Here is a 22,003-nt window from a genome sequence, read left to right on the forward strand (position 1 = left end):
CGTCACCCGACGGAGGTGAACGCGTCGTTCATCCGCTCCGCCGCGTCCTCGGACGCCTCCTCCACGTCCTTCTTGCCGCTGACGACCTCCTGGAACATCGTCGGCAGCACCAGCGACGCGTCGATCCGGGCCCACGCCGGCGAGACGGGCACGAACCTGGTCCCCGAGGACAGCGTCTTCACGAACGGCTCGATGAACGGCTCCTTCTTCGCCGCCTCGGCCCGTACGTCGGTATAGGTGGGCAGGAAGCCCATCGCGTCGAAGAGTTGGCCCTGCGTCTGCTTGGACGCCAGCCGCTTCATGAGGTCGACGGCGAGCGTGCGGTGCGTGGTGCTCTTCAGTACGCCGATGTTGTTGCCGCCCGCGAAGGCCGGCGCGACCGAACCGGACTTCACACCCGGCAGCGGGACGACCGCGTACTTGCCCTTGACCTTCCCGGCCTCCACGGCGGCATGACTGAAGTCACCGCCGATGGCCATGCCGGCCTTGCCCGCGGCGAACGCGGTGACCGTGTCGTTGCCGCCCATGCCCGCGCACTTGGCGGCGGGGCAGTTGTCGTCGCCGAACAGCGAGGTGTACGCCCTGATGCCCTTCTGGGCGGCCGCGCTGTCGATGGTGGCGGAGTACGAGCCTCCCTTGCCCTCGGCCATGTCACCGCCGTTGGCCCAGACGAACGGCATCGCGCCGTAGGTGTAGGCGCCGCCGACGGCGAGGCCGTACAGCTCGGGCCTGGCCGCGCGTATCCGCTGGGCGGCGGTCGTCAGCTCGTCCAGCGTCCTGGGGGGTTCGAGGCCGAGTTCCTCGAAGACGTCCGTGCGGTAGTACAGGGCGCGGACGCCCACGAAGAAGGGCGCGCCGTAGACCTTGCCGTCGACGGTGACGGAGGTCCTGGCGGTCGGGTCGGAGTCCTTGGAGTCGGACCAGCCGTGGAAGTCGGCGGTGACGTCGGCGAGCCCGCCGTCCTTGACGTAGCCGGCCGTGTCCGTGTTGCCGTACTCGATGACGTCGGGGGCGCTCTTCGGGTCGTTGAAGGCGGCCTTCATCCGTTCGGCGCGGGTCTCGACGGGGATGTACTCGACCTTGGCCTTCGCGCCCTCATGCGCCTTCTCGAAGCCCTCGACGACCTTGCCGACGACCTTCTCCTTCGGCTCGTTGCTCACCTCCTGGAAGAGCCAGACCCGCAGGGTGCCGGTCCTGTCGTCCTTGGCGGCGGAAGAGTTGTCGGAAGTCTCGGGGGCGCAGGCGGTCAGTCCCGCGAGTGCGAGGGCCGCCACGGGGGCGACGAGTCGTGCGGCGAGCTTCATGGCGCGGGGTCCTCCGGAGGGGGGAGCGGAGTGTTGCATTCTCTGCAACGGGCGTTCTGCTCTCTACAACACAACCGGAGGCTATGGAGTACATGGACATGACCACAAGAGGTCTCGACCACGTTGTGGCCGAGACCGGGCGCCCATTGACTCGGAGGCCCCTGTTGTCGGGCGACTGCGGTCGGGTGGGGGTTGTTCGCGCAGTTCCCCCGCGCCCCTGGAAAGCGACCAGGGCTGCGCCCCGTGCTTTTCAACGGTGCCTGTCCGATCACAACGGTGCCACCCGATGAAGGCCGGGCCGCAGCCCCATGCCTTCAGGGGCGCGGGGAACTGCGCGAGAAAGCACGCACCACCCGCACCCGCAGACGAACACCAACCCCCGAGCTACTAGGCGCCCGGCGCAGCAAAGACCGCGGTACCCGCTTCCGGGGTACCGCGGTCACATCATCCGGCCGCTACTTCTTGCCGCCGCCGTCGTCGTCCCCGCCGCCCGCGCCGAGCGAGTCGAAGATCTCCTTGCACATGGGGCACACGGGGTACTTCTTCGGGTCACGACCCGGTACCCACACCTTGCCGCACAACGCCACGACGGGCGTGCCGTCGAGCGCGCTCGCCATGATCTTGTCCTTCTGGACGTAGTGGGCGAAGCGCTCGTGGTCACCGTCGCCGTGCGACACCTGCGGCGTCGGCTCGACGAGGGTCCCCGTACCAGTACCGCGCTCGGGCTCAAGAGTGCTCATGACGCCAAGGGTACTGGGGCACGCACGCATCAGTTGAGCGAAGGGTCGTCCGGGTACGTGGCCACCATCGCGAGTTCGCTGCGCTGGCGGCGCAGGACCTCCCGCCACAGCCGTTCGGGTGACGGGGACGACACGTCGCCGGGTTCCGACTCGACGACGTACCAGGCACCCTCGACCAGTTCGTCCTCCAACTGGCCCGGACCCCAGCCGGCGTATCCGGCGAAGATGCGCAGCGAGCCGAGCGCGGAGGCGAGGAGCTCCGGCGGGGCCTCCAGGTCGACGAGCCCGATCGCGCCGTGGACACGCCGCCAGCCGAGCGGGGCCCGGTCGACGGGGCCGCCGCCGGGTATCACCGCGACACCGAGCGCCGAGTCCAGGGACACCGGGCCGCCCTGGAAGACGACCCCGGGTTCACCGGCGAGTTCCGCCCAGCCCTCCAGGATGTCTTTGACGTCCACGGGCGTGGGGCGGTTGAGGACCACCCCGAGCGAGCCCTCCTCGTCGTGGTCGAGGAGCAGCACCACAGCGCGGTCGAAGTTCGGGTCCGCCAGGGCGGGCGTGGCCACGAGCAGCCGCCCTGTGAGCGAGGACACCTCGGTCATGCCTGACATGATCCCGCATCCTGCCCCCGCGCGGGGAGCCAATCCCGGGAGCGGTGTGCGCGCAGCTCAGGGCGCACCGGTGCGGACCCCGCGCACGGCCGGGGTCGGTGACCCCATGTGCCCGGCGGTGAACCGTTCGTGTTGTGGCGAACCCATGACGTGGCTGAGAAGTACTCGGGCTTACGGAAGGGGGGTGGGCGGCGTTTACGCTAGCCCTTCCGGCCCACGCCGAAACGGCTCCCGCACAACGGGAAACCGGTCGGTCCCCCACGCCGTAAAGCCCTGCCCTACTCCACGGAACGCGAGATTCATGACCGTCAACGGCTCTGACGACGTACTGCTTGTACACGGCGGCACCCCGCTCAGTGGCGAGATCCGTGTCCGCGGTGCGAAGAACCTCGTACCCAAGGCCATGGTCGCCGCACTGCTCGGCAGTGGTCCGAGCCGGCTGCGCAACGTCCCCGACATCCGCGATGTGCGGGTGGTGCGCGGGCTGCTGCAGCTGCATGGCGTGACGGTCCGCCCGGGGGACGAACCGGGCGAGCTGGTGATGGACCCGACGAACGTGGAGAGCGCGAACGTCGCCGACATCGACGCCCACGCGGGTTCCTCGCGCATCCCGATCCTGTTCTGCGGTCCGCTGCTGCACCGGCTCGGCCATGCCTTCATACCCGGTCTCGGCGGCTGCGACATCGGCGGCCGGCCGATCGACTTCCACTTCGAGGTGCTGCGGCAGTTCGGCGCGAAGATCGAGAAGCGGGAGGACGGCCAGTACCTGGAGGCGCCGCGGCGGCTGCGCGGTACGAAGATCCGGCTGCCGTACCCGTCGGTCGGCGCGACCGAGCAGGTGCTGCTCACGGCCGTCCTCGCGGAGGGCGTGACGGAGCTGTCGAACGCGGCGATCGAGCCGGAGATCGAGGACCTCATCTGCGTCCTGCAGAAGATGGGCTCCATCATCGCGATGGACACCGACCGCACGATCCGCATCACCGGTGTGGACTCGCTCGGCGGTTACACCCACAAGGCCCTCCCGGACCGTCTGGAGGCCGCCTCCTGGGCGTCCGCCGCGCTGGCGACCGAGGGTGACATCTACGTCCGGGGCGCCCAGCAGCGCTCGATGATGACGTTCCTGAACACCTACCGGAAGGTGGGTGGCGCGTTCGAGATCGACGACGAGGGCATCCGCTTCTGGCACCCCGGCGGCCAGCTGAAGTCGATCGCCCTGGAGACGGACGTCCACCCCGGCTTCCAGACCGACTGGCAGCAGCCCCTCGTGGTGGCCCTGACGCAGGCCACGGGTCTGTCGATCATCCACGAGACGGTCTACGAGTCCCGGTTGGGCTTCACGTCCGCGCTGAACCAGATGGGCGCGCACATCCAGCTCTACCGCGAGTGCCTCGGCGGCTCCGACTGCCGCTTCGGACAGCGGAACTTCCTGCACTCCGCGGTCGTGTCGGGCCCGACGAAGCTCCAGGGCGCCGACCTGGTCATCCCCGACCTCCGTGGCGGCTTCTCCTACCTCATCGCCGCCCTCGCGGCCCAGGGGACGTCCCGCGTCCACGGCATCGACCTCATCAACCGAGGCTACGAGAACTTCATGGAGAAGCTCATGGAGCTCGGCGCGAAGGTCGAACTGCCGGGCAAGGCCCTCGGCTGACCCGACGCCCGGCAAGGCCCTCGGCCTGGGTGGGCGGACCCGTGATACGCCGATGGGGCGGTCTCCCGAAAATCGGGGAGACCGCCCCATTGGCGTCACCGGGCCTCGTGCGCCGTCCCGCGGCGTACGGGCGGCGGGGTCACTTGCCCTTGGCGGCTTCCTTGAGCTTGCTGCCCGCGGAGACCTTCACGCTGTAGCCGGCCGGGATCTGGATCGGGTCGCCGGTCTGCGGGTTGCGCGCGGTGCGAGCGGCACGGTGGGTGCGCTCGAAGGTCAGGAAACCGGGGATGGTGACCTTCTCGTCGCCCTTGGAGACGATGTCACCGACGACGTCGGCGAACGCGGCCAGCACGGCGTCGGCGTCCTTGCGGGTCACCTCGGCGCGGTCGGCCAGCGCGGCCACCAGCTCACTGCGGTTCATGTTGTTACTCCCGTGTTCTTCTTGCCGTTGAGGCGGACCCGGGTCCGTCGTCAGACCCTCGCGCCCAGGGACGCATCCTGCACTCACCTGCGGCGGGAAAGCCAATCCGGCACCCATGGGAGTCACACGAACACCCATGGGAGTCACACGAAAAGCGCCATGTCCACGCCGGTCCCGCTCGGGCCCGCCTCGGCGGCGGACTGGCCGCCACCCTAGGCGTACGTACGGCCCTGACCCCCGCGACGCGCCGGGGCCCGGGCCCATCGTGGTGACCGTCACAGTCGGCCGGAGCCGCTGCCGGGCCCCCGCCCGCCGGGGGTCAGGCCGTGGCGCCGGCGGCCTTCGCGGCCTCGCGGACCGCTCCGGCGACCGCTCCCGCGACCTTGTCGTTGAAGACGCTCGGGATGATGTAGTTCGGGTTCAGCTCGTCCTCGGTGACGACGTCGGCGAGGGCCTTCGCGGCGGCGAGCATCATCTCCGTGTTGACCGTGCGGGACTGGGCGTCGAGGAGACCGCGGAAGACGCCCGGGAAGACCAGCACGTTGTTGATCTGGTTCGGGAAGTCGGAGCGGCCGGTGGCCACGACGGCCGCCGTCTGACGGGCCACCGCCGGGTCGACCTCGGGGTCCGGGTTCGCGAGCGCGAACACGATCGCGTTGTCGGCCATGGCGGCCACGTCGTCGCCGTCGAGGACGTTCGGGGCGGAGACGCCGATGAAGACGTCCGCGTCGCGCACGGCCTCCTTCAGCGTGCCGGTGAGACCCTCGGGGTTGGTGTTGTCGGCGATCCAGCGCAGCGGGGAGTCGGCGGCGGCGTCGACCAGGTCCTCGCGGTCGCAGTGCACGACACCGTGGATGTCGGCGACGACGGCGTTCTTCACACCGGCCGCGATGAGCAGCTTGAGGATGGCCGTACCGGCCGCGCCGGCGCCGGACATGACGACGCGGATGTCGCCGATTCCCTTGCCCGCCACGCGAAGTGCGTTGGTGAGCGCGGCGAGCACCACGATCGCCGTGCCGTGCTGGTCGTCGTGGAAGACGGGGATGTCGAGGGCCTCGCGCAGCCGGGCCTCGATCTCGAAGCAGCGGGGCGCGGAGATGTCCTCCAGGTTGATGCCGGCGAAGCCGGGGGCGATCGCCTTGACGATCTCCACGATCGCGTCGGTGTCCTGGGTGTCGAGGCAGATCGGCCAGGCGTCGATGCCGGCGAACCGCTTGAAGAGGGCCGCCTTGCCCTCCATGACGGGCAGCGCGGCCTTGGGGCCGATGTTGCCGAGGCCCAGCACGGCGGAGCCGTCCGTCACGACCGCAACGGAGTTGCGCTTGATGGTGAGACGGCGGGCGTCCTCGGGGTTCTCGGCGATCGCCATGCAGACGCGGGCCACACCGGGTGTGTAGACCATGGACAGGTCGTCACGGTTGCGGATGGGGTGTTTCGACGCCATCTCGATCTTGCCGCCGAGGTGCATCAGGAAGGTACGGTCGGAGACCTTGCCGAGCGTGACGCCCTCGATGTGGCGCAGCTGCTCGACGATCTCGTCGGCGTGCGCGGTGGAGGTGGCCGCGATGGTGACGTCGATGCGGAGCTTCTCGTGACCGGAGGCGGTCACGTCGAGGCCGGTCACCGAGCCTCCGTTGGACTCGACGGCCGTGGTGAGCTGGGAGACCGCGGTTCCGCTCGCGGGCACCTCCAGGCGGACCGTCATCGAGTAGGAGACGCTGGGCGCCGTTGCCATGGCCGACTTCCTCTGCTTTCGCTACTGCGTTTGCTGCATTTTGCCGTCCGATCGTCGCACCTACCGCCCAGTAGGCGTTAGCCCGGCGGGATTGAGAACGTTTTGTTCTCAACAGAAAGAGGCCCACGTCACAGCGACGTGGACCTCTTCGTGAAGCTGACGTTCAAGTGGCACCGACCCGCCATGCTCGCCTCGCGGCAAGTGGTCGCTCTAAGCGACGAAGGTTGGGCCCGGGGGCTTGGATCGAGCCGGTGCCATCACCCAGGCTAACAGGCGCCCAGGCGTTCTGGGAGTTGACGATGCGTCGGCGGGTGCGGGTGGTTCGTGGTCGCTCGCGCGGTTCCCCGCGCCCCTGCAAAGCAGGGGCTGCGGCCCGTGCTTTTCGCCTCAGTCCCGCAGCAGGTCCGGCACTCCCGTCGCGTCCGGGTCGTCCCTCTCCGCCGATACGACCGTCAGCTGCTGTGTCGCCCGGGTCAGGGCCACGTACAGAACCCTGAGGCCCGCCGGTGACTCGTCCGCGATCTCCGCCGGGGAGACGACCACCGTCGCGTCGTACTCCAGGCCCTTCGCCTCCAGGCTGCCGAGGGCCACGACGCGGTCCCCGAGGCCGGCCAGCCAGCGCGTGGCCTCCTCGCGGCGGTTCATCGCGACGACGACACCCACCGTCCCGTCGACGAGGTCCAGCAGCCGCGCGGCCTCCGCGCGGACCGTGCGGGCCAGGGTGTCGCGCTGGGCGGTGACGAAGCGGGGCCGGACGCCGGTGGAGCGGACCGCGGAGGGGGACTGGGAGCCCGGCATCGCGAGCGCCAGCACTTTCGCCGCCAGCTCGGCGATCTCTGCCGGGTTGCGGTAGTTGACGGTCAGGGTGAAGCGGCGGCGGGGCCGGGTGCCGAGTGCCTCGTCCCGCGCCTCGGCCGCCTCGTCCGGGTCCGACCAGGACGACTGCGCGGGGTCGCCGACCACCGTCCAGGTGGCGTGCCGGCCGCGGCGGCCCACCATGCGCCACTGCATCGGGGTGAGGTCCTGCGCCTCGTCGACGATGATGTGCGCGTACTCGGTGCGTTCCTGGGCCAGCCGCTCGGCTCGCTCGCGCTGGGTCTCCTCCCGCACGGGCATCAGCTCCTCCAGGCCCGTGAGCTGGTCGAGCGGGTCGAGTTCGCGCTTTTTGCGGGGGCGGGCGGGCAGGCCGAGGATGGCCTGGAGCTCGTCCAGCATGGCGACGTCGTGGACCGAGAGCCCGTCCCGCTTGAGGGAGCGGGCGACCCGGCGGACCTCGCCCGGGTTGAGGATGCGCCGGGCCCAGCGCCCGAGCCGGCGCTCGTCGGCCATGGCGGTGAGGACCGCGCGCGGTGTCAGCTCGGGCCACCAGGCGTCGAGGAAGGCGATGAAGGCGTCCTCGCTCGTGATGTCCTCGTCGAAGGAGGAGCGGAGTTCGGCGGCGAGTTCGGGGTCCGTGTGGCGGCCGGCGGCGCCGGAACGGTCCCACAGGGCGTCGAGCAGGAGCTTGCGGGCGCGGGGGCGCAGCAGGTTGACGGGGGCCGTGCCGCCGAGCGCGTTGCGGCGGATGCGGTCCAGTTCCCCGGCCTCCAGCTCCAGCCGGCGGCCGAACGCGACGACGCGCAGGCGGGTGGGCGCGTCGCTCAGCTCCAGGGCGCCCCGGGCGGCCTTCCGCAGCACCTTGAGCATGCGGTACGAGCCCTTGGCGCGGGCCACGGCCGGGGAGTCGTACAGCGTGGCCTCGGCCCCGTCGACGAGGGACCCGATCGCGCGGATGGCGACCTGGCCCTCCTCGCCGAGGGAGGGGAGGACGCCCTCGGTGTACGCGACGAGCAGCGGCGTCGGGGAGACGATCAGGATGCCGCCCGCGTACCGGCGCCGGTCCTGGTAGAGGAGGTACGCGGCGCGGTGCAGGGCGACGGCCGTCTTGCCCGTGCCGGGCCCGCCCTCGACGTATGTGACGGAGGCGGCGGGGGCGCGGATCACCAGGTCCTGCTCGGCCTGGATGGAGGCGACGATGTCCCGCATGGTGTGGCTGCGGGCCTGGCCGAGGGCGGCCATGAGGGCGCCGTCGCCGATGACGGGCAGTTCGTGGCCGTCGAGGTACGCCGTCAGCTCGGGGCGCATCAGGTCGTCCTCGACGCCGAGCACCTTGCGGCCCTTGGAGCGGATGACGCGGCGGCGGACGACGCGCCCGGGGTCGACCGGGGTCGAACGGTAGAAGGGGGCGGCGGCGGGGGCCCGCCAGTCGATGACCAGCGGCGCGTACTCGGCGTCGAGGACACCGATGCGGCCGATGTGCAGGGTCTCGGCGATGTCGGCGGTGTTGTCGGGGCGGACGGCGCCCTCGGCGGGTTCGACGGCCGTGTACGCGCCGTCCGGGCCCTTCTTGCCGTCCTTGCCGAGGAGCAGGTCGATCCGGCCGAAGAGGAAGTCCTCGAACTCGTTGTTCAGCCGGTTCAGGTGGATGCCCGCGCGGAAGACCTGGGCGTCCCGCTCGGCGAGTGCGCCCGGGGTGCCGACCTGGCCGCGCTTGGCCGCGTCGTTCATCAGGAACTCCGCCTCGTGGATCTTCTCCTCGAGGCGCCGGTACACCCGGTCCAGATGTTCCTGTTCGACGCCGATCTCCCGCTCACGGACGGAGTCATGAGCGGAGTCGAGCGTTTCCTGCTGAACCTGAGCGGCCACCCGGGCCCCCTTCTGACGTGCTGGGCAGCCGTCCACCGTACGCGACGGTGGCCCTCCGGGGGAACAGCCGGTGCCCCGCGCCCCCGAAAGACGGGGGACGCGGGGCACCGGTCGGTTACGCCTCGACCTGGACCAGCTTCTTGCCGGAGAAGGTCAGGACCTCGAAGTGGTCGATCTCGTCCGGGGTGAAGGCGGCGCCGCCCTCGACGTAGAGCGGGTTCTTGGCCTGCTCCGTCTTGGCGTCCTTGATGCCGTAACCCCAGGTCGGGACGGACCAGGAAGTGACCGTCTCCCGCTCGCCGTTCTTGCCGACGGCGATCAGCGAGCACTTCTCCGGGCCCTTGACGTTCTTCAGTTCCAGGACGGCGTGGGTGCCCCACGCCTTCTCCTGGGTGGCGACCGTCGCGCTGACCTGGCTGGCCGCGTCCGTGGACGAGACCTTGTCCTTGGCCCTGATCCCCATGAAGGCGTCCTTGGCCGGGTTGTCGATGACCGTCCGGTTCGCCTGCGCCTTGCCGTCGTCACCCCCGCCGGTCGTCGCGAACACCGCGCTGGGACCCGCGACGATCGCGGCGATACCGGCCGCCAGCATGAAGAAGTTGCGCCGGCTCTTCTTGGCCCGGTGCTGGACGACCTCGCCGACCAGCCGGTCCGAGAGCTTCGGGCTCGGTTTCGCCGCCAGGGACTCACCGATCGCCGGTGTCCCCTGGGCCGCGGGCAGATCGGCGAGGGCGGCCAGCATCGGTTCCATGCCGGCCAGTTCGTCGAGCTGCTGACCGCACCATTCGCACGTGGCGAGATGGGCCTCGAATTGTGTGGCCTCGGCGTCGTCCAGTATCCCGAGGGCGTACGCGCCGACGGTTTCGTGGATGTTGTCGCCGGAACCTTGGGCTCCTTGCACAGACCCGGGCATTCCCGGTCCATACCCCCCGTAGATGTTGCTCATGCCGTCACCCCGCGCTCCTCCAGAGCCAGCTTCATCGACCGCAGGGCGTAGAACACCCGGGAGCGGACGGTTCCACTGGGGATGCCAAGCGTCTCGGCCGCCTCATTGACCGTACGCCCTTTGAAATAGGTCTCGACCAGGACTTCCCTGTGGGCAGGGGTCAGGTCGTCCAGCGCGTCCGACAGTGTCATCAGCCACAACGCCTTGTCGATCTCGTCCTCCGCGGGGATGACCTCCAGCGGCGACGGGTCGACCTCCTGCGGCCGGGCCTGCCGGCTGCGGTGGCCGTCGATGACGATGCGGCGTGCGACCGTCACCAGCCAGGGGCGTACCGATCCGGTCGCTCGATTGAGCTGACCGGCGTTCTTCCAGGCCCTGATGAGAGTTTCCTGCACGACGTCCTCAGCGCGTTGGCGGTCGCCCGCGACCAGACGCAGCACGTACGCGAGCAAGGGTCCAGCATGCTCGCGGTACAGCGCGCGCATCAGCTCCTCGTCTGGCTCTGAGGGCTGTGATGCGCGATGTCGTGCCCTGTGCGGGCGGTCATCGGCCACAGCGGAATCCTTGCGCACGGCTACCTCCGGTGTCCGGGGGTTCCCCCAGTCGGTCGCTCACATCGGGATACGTAGGTAATCAGTTGTGTGTTCAGAGTTGAGCCACAACTTTCTCGATTCAACTTGGGGTTGGTGGGACTCCTGAGGGACAAGCGCACCCAAATCGGTTTCAAAACCGGCACGGGAGGGCGGGAATTGTGAAGATGTGGATCTCACGGTGTGAAAAACAGCACTGCTGCTTCTTTACGGGAGCGGGGCCGTTGCCCAACTGCTAGGCACCGCAGGGGAGATGGGCAATACGCTGCCAAGCGGGGGGAATCGGGGCGGAAGGTACGCGGTCTACGCGCGTGAAAGGGCCGCGCGGCGGCGGTGGCGGGCCACACGCTCGCGGTTGCCGCAGATCTCGCTGGAGCACCAGCGGCGGCGTCGGCCCCGGGACGTGTCGACGTACACGAGGGGGCAGTTGTCGCCGGCGCACTGGCGCAGGCTCGCGCAGGCGACGGGGTCGGTGAGCAACTCCACGGTGTCGCGGGCGATGACGGCCACGAGGGCGACGCGGTCGGGGGTGTCCGCGAGGACGCGGGTGAGGGTGCCGGTGTCCGTGCGGACGGCTCGGGGGGCGGGGGGTGCGGGTCTCGCCAGGTCGTTGATCCTGGCGAGGGAGGCGTCGTATGCGTGGGGGTCGGGCCGGGTGGTGGGGGACGCGGCCGGGTGGACCAACCGGGCTATGTGGCCGCGTACTTCCTGGAAGGCGGGGAGCCAGTCGGGGGTGATGTGGTCGAGGGGGGTGTCCTCGGGGACGAGGGCGGCGGCGGTGATCCAGCGGCGCAGGTGCGCCGGGGAGGTGAGTTGTTCCTCGGGGTGGGTGGTGGCGAGGAGGTCGAGGCAGCGATGGCCGCAGTCGAAGCGGGGGGTGTAGGACATGGGCCTGTCACCGCCTAGGGGTTCACCGCGTCGGGGGGCTCAGGTGTTCGTACCCGTTACGGTGCCGGGTCGCACGTGGCCGGGCGCCTCATAGCTCGGGGGTGCGCGTGGTTCGGCGGCTGCGGGTGGTGTGTGGCTATTGCGCAGTTCCCCGCGCCCCTGAAGGCATGGGCCTGCGGCCGGCCTTCATCGCACGGCGCCGTTGACATCGGATGGGCGCCCCTGAAAAGCACGGGGCGCAGCCCCGGTCGCTTTGCAGGGGCGCGGGGAACTGCGCGAGAAACCACGAACCACCCGGACCCGCCGAACCACGCGCACCCCGAGCTACTGGGCGCCCGGCGACGCGTCGCCGTACTTCGTGTCCGCCGCCGGGTCCAGAGCCAGCCGGTAGCCGCGTTTGACGACCGTCTGGATGAGTTTGGGCGCGCCCAGCGCCGTGCGCAGGCGGGCCATGGCCGTTTCGACGGCGTGTTCGTCGCGGCCGGCGCCGGGCAGGGCCTTGAGGAGTTCGGAGCGGGGGACGACCCAGCCGGGGCGGCGGCACAGGGAACGGAGCAGGGACATGCCGGCGGGCGGGACGGGGCGCAGGGCGCCGTCGACCAGGACCGCGTGGCCGCGGATCTCCACACGGTGGCCGGCGATGGGGAGGGTGCGGGCGCGGGAGGGGAGTTCCTGGCAGAGGAGTTGGACCAGAGGGCCGAGGCGGAACCGCTCGGGCTGGACGGTGTCGATGCCGCGGGCCTGGAGGGGAAGGGCCGTCACCGGGCCGACGCAGGCGGGGAGTACGTCGTGGTTGAGGGCGTTCAGCAGTTCCGGGAGGAGTCCCCTGTCCTCCGCGCGGGACAGCAGGGACGCCGCCGCGGGCGCGCTCGTGAAGGTGAGCGCGTCGACGCCGCGGCCGACTGTCGCTTCGAGGAGGCGGTCGACCGGGGTGAGGTCCTCCGGCGGCAGCCAGCGGTAGACGGGGACGCCCACGACCTCCGCTCCCGCCTCCCGGAGGGACTCCACGAAGCCGGGCAGGGGTTCGCCGTGGAGCTGGACGGCGATGCGGCGGCCCTCGACACCGTGGTCCAGCAGGCGGTCCAGGACCTCCGCCATCGACTCGGAGGAGGGCGACCACTCCTCGGTGAGGCCCGCGGCTCGCACCGCGCCCTTCACCTTCGGTCCGCGCGCCAGGACTTCGACGCCCCGCAGGCGGTCCAGGAGTGCCTCGCCGAGGCCCCAGCCGTCGGCCGCCTCGATCCAGCCGCGGAAACCGATGGCGGTGGTGGCCACCACGATGTCGGGCGCCTGGGCGAGAAGCTCCTTGGTGGCCGCGAGCAGTTCGCTGTCGTCGGAGAGCGGCACGATGCGCAGGGCCGGCGCGTGGAGGACGGACGCCCCGCGACGCTGGAGCAACGCCCCCAGTTCGTCGGCGCGGCGCGCGGCTGTCACGCCCACCGTGAACCCCGCCAGTGGGCCGTGTTCTGGTCGCTGCTGTTCGTCGTACATGGTTCTCGTCCCGCCCGAGTCGTAGTACCTGGCTCTGGCACCTACATGCCGAACGAGCCTGTCAACGCTGCGTGACAGGCTCGGTTCGGGTTGATGTCGCTGGTGTTACGTCACTCGTGTCACGCCATGGGCGATGTCACACCTCGGCGTAGCTGAGCTGCGGCTTCGCCTCCGTCTCGGCCGTCGCCGTGACCGCCTTGGCGGCCGGCCTGCGAAGGTATACGGCCCAGGTCACCGCGAAGCAGAGCCCGTAGAAGGCGAGGAAGCTGACGAAGGCGCCGGTGCCGGAGCCGACCGTGAGGAAGGACTGGCGGAAGGCCAGGTTGATGCCGAGGCCGCCGACCGCGCCCACCGCTCCGATGATGCCCATGGAGGCACCGGACAGGCGCCGTCCGTAGGCCGCGGCCTCCTCGCCCTCCATCCCCTTGGCGTATGCCTTGGCCTGGAAGATGCCCGGGATCATCTTGAAGGTGGAGCCGTTGCCGAGGCCGCTGAGGACGAACAGCGCGATGAACGCGGTGGTGAACAGCGGCAGCGACTTCTCCATGGAGGCGAGGACGATGACACCGGTGGCGCCGGCCATGGCCACGTAGTTCCACAGGGTGATCTTCGCGCCGCCGTACTTGTCGGCGAGGGCGCCGCCCACGGGCCGGATCAGCGAGCCGAGCAGCGGGCCGATGAAGGTGACGTAGGCGGACTGCAGCGGCGTACGGCCGAACTGGGTCTGCAGGACGAGACCGAAGGCGAAGCTGTAGCCGATGAAGGAGCCGAAGGTGCCGATGTAGAGGAAGGACATGATCCAGGTGTGGGCCTCCTTCACGGCGTCCTTGGCGGCACCGGTGTCGTTCTTCACGGAGGCGATGTTGTCCATCTTGAGCCAGGCGAGGGCCGCGGCGATGACGATGAACGGGATGTAGATCCCGAGCAGGACGCGCGGACCGCCGCTGGCGCCGATGACGGCGAGACCGATGAGCTGCACGACCGGGACACCGATGTTGCCGCCGCCCGCGTTGAGGCCGAGCGCCCAGCCCTTCTTCCTGAGCGGGAAGAAGGCGTTGATGTTGGTCATGGAGGAGGCGAAGTTGCCGCCGCCGATACCGGCGAGCATCGCGCAGATCAGGAACGTGGTGAACGACGTCCCCGGCTCCATCACGACGAACGCCGCGACGGTCGGGATGAGCAGCAGGCTCGCCGAGACGACCGTCCAGTTCCGTCCGCCGAAGATCGCCACCGCGAAGGTGTACGGGATGCGCACGACGGCGCCGACCAGGGTGGCCATCGACACGATGAAGAACTTGTCGGCCGGGGTGAGCCCGTACTCGGGGCCCATGAACAGGACCATCACCGACCAGACGGTCCAGATGGAGAAGCCGATGTGCTCGGAGAGGACGGAGAAGATCAGGTTGCGGCGGGCGACCTTCTCGCCGGTCTCGTTCCAGAAGGTCTCGTCCTCCGGATCCCAGTGCTGGATCCAGCGGCCTCCCCTACTGGCAGCGGGGGCTGTGCTCGGGGCTGTCATGACGCCTCCACGGTTCTCCGGGCTCGGATTCTTGCTGGGGGGTGATGTCTTATGAGTCCCGAAGGTAGGGAGGGCGCGTTTCCGCGCTGTGGCACCGGGTGACCACAAAGGAACTTTGCTCTCACGCCGCCGTGGGCCCGCCGGTGAGGAAAGCGCTCACGCGGCCGGGCCCGGCGGCGAGGCCGCTGGGTCGGCCATGGCCCCCGCCTCCCCGTCCGTACAGAGCGTGCGCCGTCCCCGGGAGAGGGGGACGGACGGCCGGCGGCCCGGGGGCGCCGGGCCGGGCCGCCGAACACGCTCGGGCCCCGCCGTCGCTGTGGTGGCTGCGCGGCTACCTCGCTTGCTCGCAGTGCCGCCGTTGTGATCCGCGAGCCGCGTCACGCCGTCTTCGGGGCCGCCCTCATGCCGATGTACGCGCACTTCGTGCCGTCGTTCAGGGTGGAGAAGACAACGGGCATCCAGTCCTCGGCGAAGGAGGCGCCGCCGCCCGCACCGGCGAAGACCGTGTCGGAGAGAGGGACCAGTTCCATCTCGAGGTCCGGGGAGTAGCCGGCCATGCCGTCGACGAAGGCGTACACCAGGTGCGGCTTGCCGTCCCGCTCCGAGACGGTGATGAGGACGCCCTCACGCTTGTAGGTGCCGGCCCAGGGGGTGATGTCGACGGCGGGCGGCTCCTCGGCGGGGGCGAACGGGGCCGGCATGGTCACGCCCGCGAGGTCGGCGAGGAGTTCGCGCAGCAGGTCGGCGTAGAGGAGGCGGGAGCCGCCGCCGTTGGTGAGGAGGGCGACCGCGACACCGGCGCCCGGCACCACGCGGAGGTAGGCGTACTGGCCGATGGAGGCACCGTCGTGGCCGAAGCCGGGCACGCCGTCCCAGTCGTAGAGGGTCCAGCCGAGGCCCCAGCCGTCGGCGCTCACCGTCCACTTGTCGGGCACGTCCGTCTCGCGCCGCTGCATCGCGGCGACCGAGTCGGGGCCGAGGACCGGTGTGCCGTCGGCCGCGCTGCCGCCGGCGAGGTGCAGCTTGGCGAAGCGGACGAGGTCACCGGCGGTGGCGCAGACACGGGCGGCGGGCCCGGCGGCGCGCGGCATCAGGTCCCAGGCCGGGGCGAGCGCCTGCTCACCGTCCGGCCCGGCGAGATGCCCCATCGCCGCGCGGAACGGCAGGACCTCCTCGGGAAGCGTCATCGTGTGGGTGAGGCCGAGCGGGGTGAGCAGCCGGTCCTTGAGCGCCTGGTCCCAGGTCGTGCCGGTCAGCACCTCGACGATGCGGCCGAGCACCACGTACCCGATGCCGCTGTACGACACGGCGGTGCCCGGCGGGCAGTCCATCGCCACGCCCTTGGCGGCTTCGACGTACTTGGCCAGGCTGTCGTCGCCGCGCCCGGTGTCGAGGTGGAAGTCGCAGGTCAGACCGCTGGTGTGGGACAGGAGCATCCGGGTGGTGATGACCTTGGTGGCCTCGGGGTCGACGGTCGCGAACTCCGGCAGGACGGAGACGACGGGGGCGTCCAGGTCGAGGGCGCCGGACTCGACCAACTGCATGATCAGGGCGGCCGTGTAGACCTTGGCGATCGAGCCGAGCTGGAAGACGGAGTCGGTGGTGGCCTCCACGCCGGTCTGCCGGTTGAGGACACCGCTGGCCAGCTCCTGCACCTCGTCGTCGACCACGAAGGCGAGGGTCGCTCCTGGTACGTCGTGCTGCTCGCGCAGCTCGTCGAGACGGCGCTGCCAGTGGCCGAGGTCCACCCGGCGGCCGGTGGCCGGCTCGATCACATCGGCGACGGCGGCGGGGGCCTCGGTAGCGGTGACGGGGGCCGCCGCGGGCTGCGGCTCCGACGCCGGTGCCGGATGCGGCCTGCCGAAGGTGTCCTGTGCGGCGTCCCAGGAGCCGGAGGCGCCGTCCATCCGCCAGGTCCCGGTCAGGCCCCAGCTGTCACTGGCCTCCCAGCTTCCGGTCGCCCTCCAGGTGCGGATGTCGTTCCACTTCGAGCCCTGCGTCTGCTGCGCCTTCTTCGACATGGCGTGTCCTTAGGAGGGTTGGGATACCGATGGCCTCGGCCAGACCACACATTGTGCGGCGTGATGAACACCGTACGGAGTGCGAACAGTGTGCGCAAGTCCGTACGGCGTTCATAACCAGCCAATGAAAAACCGCCCACGGCCGGGGTGTGACGCCGTGGACGGTGGGTCGAAAGTGCAGGTCAGAAGCCGGTCAGCCGGTCCCCGACCCCTTCCGTGAGCCCTGGCCGAGGCGCGACTGGAGGCCGTCCAGAACCCAGTCGAGGCCGTAGCCGAAGTTGTCCACGAGGACCTCGGACGAGCGGCCGCCTTCCTGCGCGACGTAGCGCCGACGCAGGTGCGGATAGTCACGCGTGGCCTGCTCGACGGCCGGCCACACCTTGCGCGTCCAGTCCTCCTGACTCTGCCCGCTACGGGCGAGCATGGTGAGCCAGGCGGCCTCGCTGGTGGTCATGCCGATCACATAGGCGAAGAGGATCCGCACCACATGGTCGGCCTGCTCCAGGTCGAAGCCCGCCTCCTCCAGCACGGCGAGCATGCCCTCGGTGAGCCGCATCGAGTTCGGCCCCAGGGAGACACCCACCTCGCCCAGCATCGGGGCGATCCAGGGGTGGCGCAAGATCGTCGAGCGAACACTGTGGGCACAGCCCGACGCCGCCGCCCGCCAGTCCTCCGCCGCGTCCGGACCGGGGACCTCCATCTCGCCGTAGACATGGTCCACGACCAGCTCGATCAGTTCGTCCTTGCTCGCCACATGCGAGTACATGGAGGTCGCGCCCGCGTTCAGCCGGGTACCGAGGCGGCGCATGCTCAGCGCGGCGGCACCCTCCTCGTCCAACAGGCGCACCGCCTCGGCCACGATCGCGTCCCGGCTCAGCGTGGGCTGCTCGCGCTTCTGGCGGCGCGGGCGGGTCCACACCGACTGGATCACCTGGTTCTCGGACATGCGGCCTCCTCGTCTCTCCCGGGCTACAGGGTAACGGCATCGGGAAACAGCGTACGGGGCTTGCGAACAGCGTACGCTCTTCGTACGGTGTTCGGCAAGCGCACGTCGTTCGTTCGGCGAGCGCACGTCGTGCGGACACCCGAGCGTTCGGCGAGCGCACGTCGTGCGGACACCCGACGGAGGGCACCGGAGGGTGACGGCACGCGCGGCTCGAAGGCGTCCGGCACGGGCGGCGTGAAACCGACTGGATAACAAACCGCCTTGTTGGTTTCATGCTGCACTCGCCAAGAAGATCGGCAACCGGGCGCTCGCCGTCTCCGGTCTGCTGGTCATCGCCGGCGGATTCGCCACCCTGTCCACGCTGTCCCCGGGGGACGGCTTCGGGACGCTGTCGGTGGCGATGGTGCTGATGGGCGCGGGTGCGGGTCTCGCCATGCCGGCGGCGATCGCGGCGCTCATGGGGGCGGTTCCGCAGGAGCACGCGGGTGTGGGCTCGGCCCTCAACGACACCATCCAGCAGGCGGGGGCGGCGTTCGGTGTGGCCGTGCTAGGTGCGGTGCTGTCCAGCACGTACACCTCCGAGATGCCGGCGTCCGCGCCGGCCGCCGCGCGGGAGACCATCGGCGAGGGGCTCGCCGTGGCCGCGCGGACGAACGACGCGGGGCTCGTCGCCACCGTGCACGAGGCGTTCACCGACGCGGTGTCCAGCAGCTTCACCGTGGGGGCCGCCGGGGTCGTGGGAGCGGCCGTGCTGGCCCTGTTCCTGATGAAGGGGGCGGGCAAGGGCGAGGCGACGGCGCCCGCGGGTGAGGAGAAGACGCCGGAGGTGGTGGGGGTCCACTGAGGCGATGAACACGTGATGACGGCGGGGCCCCGCCGCTGTTTCCTCGGGGGCGCACGCCCGGGAACTCGGCGGCCCCCAGGAGTGGCGGCTGCGGGTTGTTCGTGGCGTGTCGCGGTGGAACCGCAGAGCCGGACCCGCGCACATGTCGTGTCCGGCCTGCGGCGGCGCCCCGAGGCCACGCCGAGGATCAGGCGCTCAGCCCTGTACGGATTCCTTCCCCGCCCGGCTCTGTGCCCGCGCGTCGTTCCACACGCGTTCCGCCCTTGCGGGCGAGAAGTCGAGGCGTACGAGGACGCCGGGGACCGCGATGGAGGAGATCAGATGCCGGTACAGATCGGAGACCCGCTCCACCATGTCCTGATGCCGGGTCAGGATGTGCGACAGTACCTGGACTCCGGTGAAGGCACCCACGAACACCTTCGCGATGGAAGCCACATCCGTGTCGGGCAGCAGTTCCCCGTCCGTCTTGGCCCGCGTGAACATCTCCTCCGAGCGGTCCACCCAGCTCTGCATGGGCGACTGGCGGTCCAGGCCGTCCAGCGCCCCCTTCTCGACCGTGAGCCGGACACTGCCCCGCACCAGCGGATCACCGGTGCTGAGCAGATACGCCAGCAGCAGCGCCTCGTCGATCGCCGACTGGAGCGTCAGGTCCTGTTCCCGGACGGCGGGCACGGCACTTACCTGCTGGGCCAGGACCTCCTGCGCGAGTTCCTCCTTGGAGGCGAAGTGGAAGTACAGCGCACCCTTGGTGACTTCGGCCTTCTTGAGAATCTGGGCGATGGTCGCCGCCTCGTATCCGACTTCGTCGAACACCGCGGCCGCCGCGACCACGATCTTCTCCCGCGTCCGGATCGCTCGCTCCTGCAGCGCCACCACGCACCTCCCTACATCCCGTCGGCAAAAAATACCGTCTGGTACGTATAATACCCGCGCCCAGCGGAAGCCATGCGGCATCCATGACACCTGAGGCGCTCTCATAAGCAAGGGCGTTCGCCTGCTCTGCCGATCCTCCCCGAGGCCGTCACGCGACCTCCCGCCACGGCTCCGCCCGCTCCCCGCCCACCTCGAACCACATCAACTTCCCCCCGCCCCGCCCGAGGCTCCCACCCTCCAGCGGCCAGCACCCCCACCGGTCCGCACACTGCCGCACCAGGAAGAGGCCCCGCCCGTGCTCGACGTCCACCGCCGGCGGCGGCGAGGGCGGGACCGGGACGACGTCCACATCCCCGAACGAGGGCGGAACCTGTGGGCTCCTGTCCCACACGAAGACCCGCAGCCGCCCGCCACGCAGGGCGACCAGGCGCACCGACGAGGGCCCCTTCGTGTGCCGGTACGCGTTGCCGACCAACTCCGACGTCAACAGCTCGGTCACGTCGACAAGTTCGTCACGGCCATGGCTCGCCAGAATCGCCCGCACCGTCACCCGCGCGATCCGGGCGGCTCTGGGGTCGTACGGCAACCGCAGGGAGTACTGCCAGCATTCGGGCGAACGGGAGTCGGACGGGGATACGGTGACCATGAACGCCTCCGGGGAGAAAGGGGACTTGCTCCGCTCAGGGCCGCGGCCAACGGTGGCAATGCCTGGTTCGGTGCGCTTCCGGCTTAGGGCTGGGCCGAGTTGAGCGGGTACGGGCAACACCGTAGCGCCGCTCAATGTAAGAATTAACACCGAACGGGCGATAGGGTTAACAATTACCCCTTGTGGGTGACCCGCGAGGAACGACGTGGACGGAGAAGGCCGAGTGCCAGCCAGCACCCCCACGCTGCGACAGCAGCGCCTGGGCGCCGAACTGCGCAAGCTCAGGGAGCACGCGGGACTGACGTCCAGCGCCGCCGCAGGGCTGCTGGGGCTCAAGCAGGCGCAGATCAGCAGCATCGAGGCGGGCCGCTACGCCGTGAGCGCCGACCGCGTGCGCACCTTCGCCCGCACATACAGCTGCGCCGATCCCGCGCTCGTGGACGCCTTGGCCGCCATGACCGGTGGACGCACCCGTGGCTGGTGGGACGAGTACAGGGACCATCTCCCCGTCGGTTTCATCGACCTCGCGGAACTGGAGCACTACGCCACCGAGTTGCGGGTTGCCCTGGTCATCCACATCCCGGCCCTGCTCCAGACCTCCGACCATGCCCGAGCGCTCTTCCGCGGTGTCTTCCCACCGCTCCAGCAGTACGAGATCGAGCACCGTCTGACCCACCGCATGAAGCGGCAGGGCATCCTCCACAGGGACGAGCCCACGCCGTACACGGCGACGATCCACGAGGCGGCCTTGAGAATGGGCTTCGGCGGCCGGGACGTGGCCGTAAAGCAGCTGCGGCACATCATCGACACGAGCGAACTCGCCCACGTCACGGTTCGCGTGGTGCCCTTCGGCAGGGAGAGCTTTCACGGCACAGGCCAGGGCATCGACTACGTCTCAGGAGCGGTCCCCCAGCTGGACACCGTTCAACTGGACACACACCACGGGGTCGAGTTCCTGGACGGTGAGGCCCAGTTGACCAAGTATCGGGCCGTGATCAACCACATGGAGGCGAATGCCCTGAGCCCCGAAGCCTCGCGCGACTTCATCCATCGCGTAGCCCAAGACCTTTGAGAGGCCGCAGCATGTCCATGCACCACTGGCAGAAGTCCACGTACAGCGGCGACGCCTCCAACTGCCTCCACGTCGCCGCCAACCCCACCACCGGCGTCGTCCTCCTCCACGAGAGCGACGCCCCCGGCACCGTGCTCACCACGAGCGCGGCGCCGCTCGGTCAGCTCATACGCGCGCTCAAAGAGACGCGGGGCGGTCAGCCCGACGCCTCGCCCACGTAGCTCAGGGTGTCCGTGCCGCCGCCGTCCTCCCAGGTGATGACGACGTCGTCGCCGGAGCGGCGGACCGTGGCGAAGGTGATGTCCTTGTCGTCGACGTCCTCCGAGGCCATGGGCCGCAGCGCCATGCGGAAGTTGTTGTCGTCGCGGTACTTGCCGACGCCGGTCATGATGCCCTTGCCGCCGATCATGTCGATGTAGGAGAGCGGGTGCTGGCCCTGGAGGTCGCCCGAGGACTGCTCCTCACCGATCGTCAGGGTCCGCGCCTCGTCGTCCTGCCACTGGCCCTCGACACCCTTGCTGGGCGGGGTGGACGCGTCCCCTCCGGTGTCGGTGTCCTCCGGAGTCGGCGTGTACTTCTCGGTCGGCTCACCAGTCGGCGTCTTGGACTCGTCGGCCCGCGCCGACACGCTCTGCCGGGGCTTGGCCGAGGTGTCGTCGCCGTCGCCGGAGGTGAGCAGGAAGATCCCGCCGCCGATCACCGCGAGGGCCGCGACCGCGGCGACCACGATCAACGCGATCTTGCCGCCGTTGCCCCCGGAGGGCGGAGGCGGCGGATAGCCGCCGTACTGCTGGCCGTAGTTCGGCACACCGGGAGCACCGCCGTAGGGGGGCTGCCCGCTGCCGTACGGCTGCTGCGGGGCCGTCGTGTACGGGTTGGGCGGCGGGCCGGGCTGACCGGGAGCCTGTCCGCCCGCCCCGGGCGGGGGCCCGTACGGCCCCGGGTACGGCGGTTGGTGCGGCTGCTGGGCCCCGTAACCGTCGTACGGGGGCTGGCCGGGAGGCTGAGTCATCGGCGGGTGTC

General features: G+C 70.2%; 20 protein-coding genes. 4 read left to right on the forward strand and 16 right to left on the reverse strand.

The window, feature by feature from the left end:
• Positions 1–2: 2 nt before the first annotated feature.
• From ACZ43N_RS18105 to ACZ43N_RS18115, 3 genes are all read right to left on the reverse strand, one after another.
• On the reverse strand, positions 3–1,304 hold the full coding sequence (locus ACZ43N_RS18105; protein WP_468098514.1) for an extracellular solute-binding protein: 1,302 nt from the start codon (positions 1,302–1,304) through the stop codon (positions 3–5).
• A 455-nt stretch (positions 1,305–1,759) separates the two neighbouring features.
• Positions 1,760–2,044 carry a DUF3039 domain-containing protein gene (locus ACZ43N_RS18110; protein ID WP_079049583.1) on the reverse strand — a complete coding sequence of 95 codons (285 nt, stop codon included), beginning with the start codon at positions 2,042–2,044 and terminating at the stop codon, positions 1,760–1,762.
• A gap of 29 nt (positions 2,045–2,073) precedes the next feature.
• On the reverse strand, positions 2,074–2,646 hold the full coding sequence (locus ACZ43N_RS18115; protein WP_468098515.1) for a YqgE/AlgH family protein: 573 nt from the start codon (positions 2,644–2,646) through the stop codon (positions 2,074–2,076).
• A gap of 310 nt (positions 2,647–2,956) precedes the next feature.
• Here ACZ43N_RS18115 and murA point away from each other — a divergent pair, with 310 nt between their 5' ends.
• Positions 2,957–4,303 (forward strand): UDP-N-acetylglucosamine 1-carboxyvinyltransferase, encoded by a 1,347-nt coding sequence (gene murA / locus ACZ43N_RS18120; RefSeq protein WP_468071505.1) that lies wholly within the window; start codon positions 2,957–2,959, stop codon positions 4,301–4,303.
• Between the two features lie 139 nt (positions 4,304–4,442).
• On the opposite strand, the gene ACZ43N_RS18125 is transcribed toward murA, so the two are convergent.
• The 10 genes from ACZ43N_RS18125 to ACZ43N_RS18170 form a co-directional block, all read right to left on the reverse strand.
• A complete protein-coding gene (locus tag ACZ43N_RS18125; RefSeq protein ID WP_055512725.1) occupies positions 4,443–4,724 on the reverse strand; it encodes an HU family DNA-binding protein in 282 nt (93 codons plus the stop codon).
• Positions 4,725–5,043: 319 nt separating this feature from the next.
• Complete coding sequence (locus ACZ43N_RS18130) at positions 5,044–6,459, reverse strand: NAD-dependent malic enzyme (protein ID WP_468098517.1); 1,416 nt, start codon at positions 6,457–6,459, stop codon at positions 5,044–5,046.
• Positions 6,460–6,846: 387 nt separating this feature from the next.
• Entirely contained in the window at positions 6,847–9,144 is a 2,298-nt protein-coding gene (locus ACZ43N_RS18135; RefSeq protein WP_468098518.1) for a HelD family protein, read from the reverse strand.
• 115 nt (positions 9,145–9,259) lie between these two features.
• Entirely contained in the window at positions 9,260–10,057 is a 798-nt protein-coding gene (locus ACZ43N_RS18140; RefSeq protein WP_468098520.1) for a zf-HC2 domain-containing protein, read from the reverse strand.
• Between the two features lie 29 nt (positions 10,058–10,086).
• A complete protein-coding gene (locus ACZ43N_RS18145) occupies positions 10,087–10,662 on the reverse strand; it encodes a sigma-70 family RNA polymerase sigma factor (protein WP_079049401.1) in 576 nt (191 codons plus the stop codon).
• A gap of 321 nt (positions 10,663–10,983) precedes the next feature.
• Positions 10,984–11,568 (reverse strand): CGNR zinc finger domain-containing protein, encoded by a 585-nt coding sequence (locus ACZ43N_RS18150; RefSeq protein ID WP_468098521.1) that lies wholly within the window; start codon positions 11,566–11,568, stop codon positions 10,984–10,986.
• Positions 11,569–11,892: 324 nt separating this feature from the next.
• Positions 11,893–13,059, reverse strand: a complete 1,167-nt coding sequence (locus tag ACZ43N_RS18155; protein WP_468098523.1) for a uroporphyrinogen-III synthase — start codon at positions 13,057–13,059, stop codon at positions 11,893–11,895.
• 136 nt (positions 13,060–13,195) lie between these two features.
• Positions 13,196–14,578 carry a nitrate/nitrite transporter gene (locus tag ACZ43N_RS18160; RefSeq protein WP_468098524.1) on the reverse strand — a complete coding sequence of 461 codons (1,383 nt, stop codon included), beginning with the start codon at positions 14,576–14,578 and terminating at the stop codon, positions 13,196–13,198.
• A 377-nt stretch (positions 14,579–14,955) separates the two neighbouring features.
• On the reverse strand, positions 14,956–16,599 hold the full coding sequence (locus ACZ43N_RS18165) for a serine hydrolase domain-containing protein (protein WP_468098526.1): 1,644 nt from the start codon (positions 16,597–16,599) through the stop codon (positions 14,956–14,958).
• A 193-nt stretch (positions 16,600–16,792) separates the two neighbouring features.
• On the reverse strand, positions 16,793–17,545 hold the full coding sequence (locus ACZ43N_RS18170; RefSeq protein ID WP_468098528.1) for a TetR/AcrR family transcriptional regulator: 753 nt from the start codon (positions 17,543–17,545) through the stop codon (positions 16,793–16,795).
• A 244-nt stretch (positions 17,546–17,789) separates the two neighbouring features.
• On the opposite strand from ACZ43N_RS18170, the gene ACZ43N_RS18175 reads away from it, so the two are divergent.
• A complete protein-coding gene (locus tag ACZ43N_RS18175) occupies positions 17,790–18,389 on the forward strand; it encodes an MFS transporter (protein ID WP_468098640.1) in 600 nt (199 codons plus the stop codon).
• Between the two features lie 195 nt (positions 18,390–18,584).
• Here ACZ43N_RS18175 and ACZ43N_RS18180 read toward each other — a convergent pair whose 3' ends face one another.
• Together ACZ43N_RS18180 and ACZ43N_RS18185 are read right to left on the reverse strand one after the other, a co-directional pair.
• Positions 18,585–19,262 (reverse strand): ScbR family autoregulator-binding transcription factor, encoded by a 678-nt coding sequence (locus ACZ43N_RS18180; protein WP_468098529.1) that lies wholly within the window; start codon positions 19,260–19,262, stop codon positions 18,585–18,587.
• A gap of 148 nt (positions 19,263–19,410) precedes the next feature.
• Positions 19,411–19,908 (reverse strand): ATP-binding protein, encoded by a 498-nt coding sequence (locus tag ACZ43N_RS18185; RefSeq protein WP_468098531.1) that lies wholly within the window; start codon positions 19,906–19,908, stop codon positions 19,411–19,413.
• A 223-nt stretch (positions 19,909–20,131) separates the two neighbouring features.
• Between ACZ43N_RS18185 and ACZ43N_RS18190 the strand changes: the two genes are divergently transcribed.
• Positions 20,132–20,980: a helix-turn-helix domain-containing protein gene (locus tag ACZ43N_RS18190; protein WP_468098533.1), complete on the forward strand. Its 849-nt coding sequence runs from the start codon at positions 20,132–20,134 to the stop codon at positions 20,978–20,980.
• Between the two features lie 11 nt (positions 20,981–20,991).
• On the forward strand, positions 20,992–21,201 hold the full coding sequence (locus ACZ43N_RS18195; RefSeq protein WP_468098534.1) for a DUF397 domain-containing protein: 210 nt from the start codon (positions 20,992–20,994) through the stop codon (positions 21,199–21,201).
• Here the strand turns inward: ACZ43N_RS18195 and ACZ43N_RS18200 are convergent.
• Positions 21,177–21,992, reverse strand: coding sequence for a hypothetical protein (locus ACZ43N_RS18200; protein WP_468098535.1), 816 nt, complete (start codon positions 21,990–21,992; stop codon positions 21,177–21,179). The two genes, ACZ43N_RS18195 and ACZ43N_RS18200, sit on opposite strands and share 25 nt — an antisense overlap.
• Between the last annotated feature and the right edge of the window lie 11 nt (positions 21,993–22,003).

The sequence above is a fragment of the Streptomyces sp. NPDC030814 genome (assembly GCF_055572155.1).

Excerpts from the sequence above, each read along its gene's own strand:
- ACZ43N_RS18105 (WP_468098514.1), bottom strand. The coding sequence starts at position 1,304 with ATGAAGCTCGCCGCACGACTCGTCGCCCCCGTGGCGGCCCTCGCACTC.
- ACZ43N_RS18110 (WP_079049583.1), bottom strand. The coding sequence starts at position 2,044 with ATGAGCACTCTTGAGCCCGAGCGCGGTACTGGTACGGGGACCCTCGTC.
- ACZ43N_RS18115 (WP_468098515.1), bottom strand. The coding sequence starts at position 2,646 with ATGACCGAGGTGTCCTCGCTCACAGGGCGGCTGCTCGTGGCCACGCCC.
- murA (WP_468071505.1), top strand. The coding sequence starts at position 2,957 with ATGACCGTCAACGGCTCTGACGACGTACTGCTTGTACACGGCGGCACC.
- ACZ43N_RS18125 (WP_055512725.1), bottom strand. The coding sequence starts at position 4,724 with ATGAACCGCAGTGAGCTGGTGGCCGCGCTGGCCGACCGCGCCGAGGTG.
- ACZ43N_RS18130 (WP_468098517.1), bottom strand. The coding sequence starts at position 6,459 with ATGGCAACGGCGCCCAGCGTCTCCTACTCGATGACGGTCCGCCTGGAG.
- ACZ43N_RS18140 (WP_468098520.1), bottom strand. The coding sequence starts at position 10,057 with ATGCCCGGGTCTGTGCAAGGAGCCCAAGGTTCCGGCGACAACATCCAC.
- ACZ43N_RS18150 (WP_468098521.1), bottom strand. The coding sequence starts at position 11,568 with ATGTCCTACACCCCCCGCTTCGACTGCGGCCATCGCTGCCTCGACCTC.
- ACZ43N_RS18155 (WP_468098523.1), bottom strand. The coding sequence starts at position 13,059 with ATGTACGACGAACAGCAGCGACCAGAACACGGCCCACTGGCGGGGTTC.
- ACZ43N_RS18160 (WP_468098524.1), bottom strand. The coding sequence starts at position 14,578 with ATGACAGCCCCGAGCACAGCCCCCGCTGCCAGTAGGGGAGGCCGCTGG.
- ACZ43N_RS18165 (WP_468098526.1), bottom strand. The coding sequence starts at position 16,599 with ATGTCGAAGAAGGCGCAGCAGACGCAGGGCTCGAAGTGGAACGACATC.
- ACZ43N_RS18170 (WP_468098528.1), bottom strand. The coding sequence starts at position 17,545 with ATGTCCGAGAACCAGGTGATCCAGTCGGTGTGGACCCGCCCGCGCCGC.
- ACZ43N_RS18185 (WP_468098531.1), bottom strand. The coding sequence starts at position 19,908 with ATGGTCACCGTATCCCCGTCCGACTCCCGTTCGCCCGAATGCTGGCAG.
- ACZ43N_RS18195 (WP_468098534.1), top strand. The coding sequence starts at position 20,992 with ATGTCCATGCACCACTGGCAGAAGTCCACGTACAGCGGCGACGCCTCC.
- ACZ43N_RS18200 (WP_468098535.1), bottom strand. The coding sequence starts at position 21,992 with ATGACTCAGCCTCCCGGCCAGCCCCCGTACGACGGTTACGGGGCCCAG.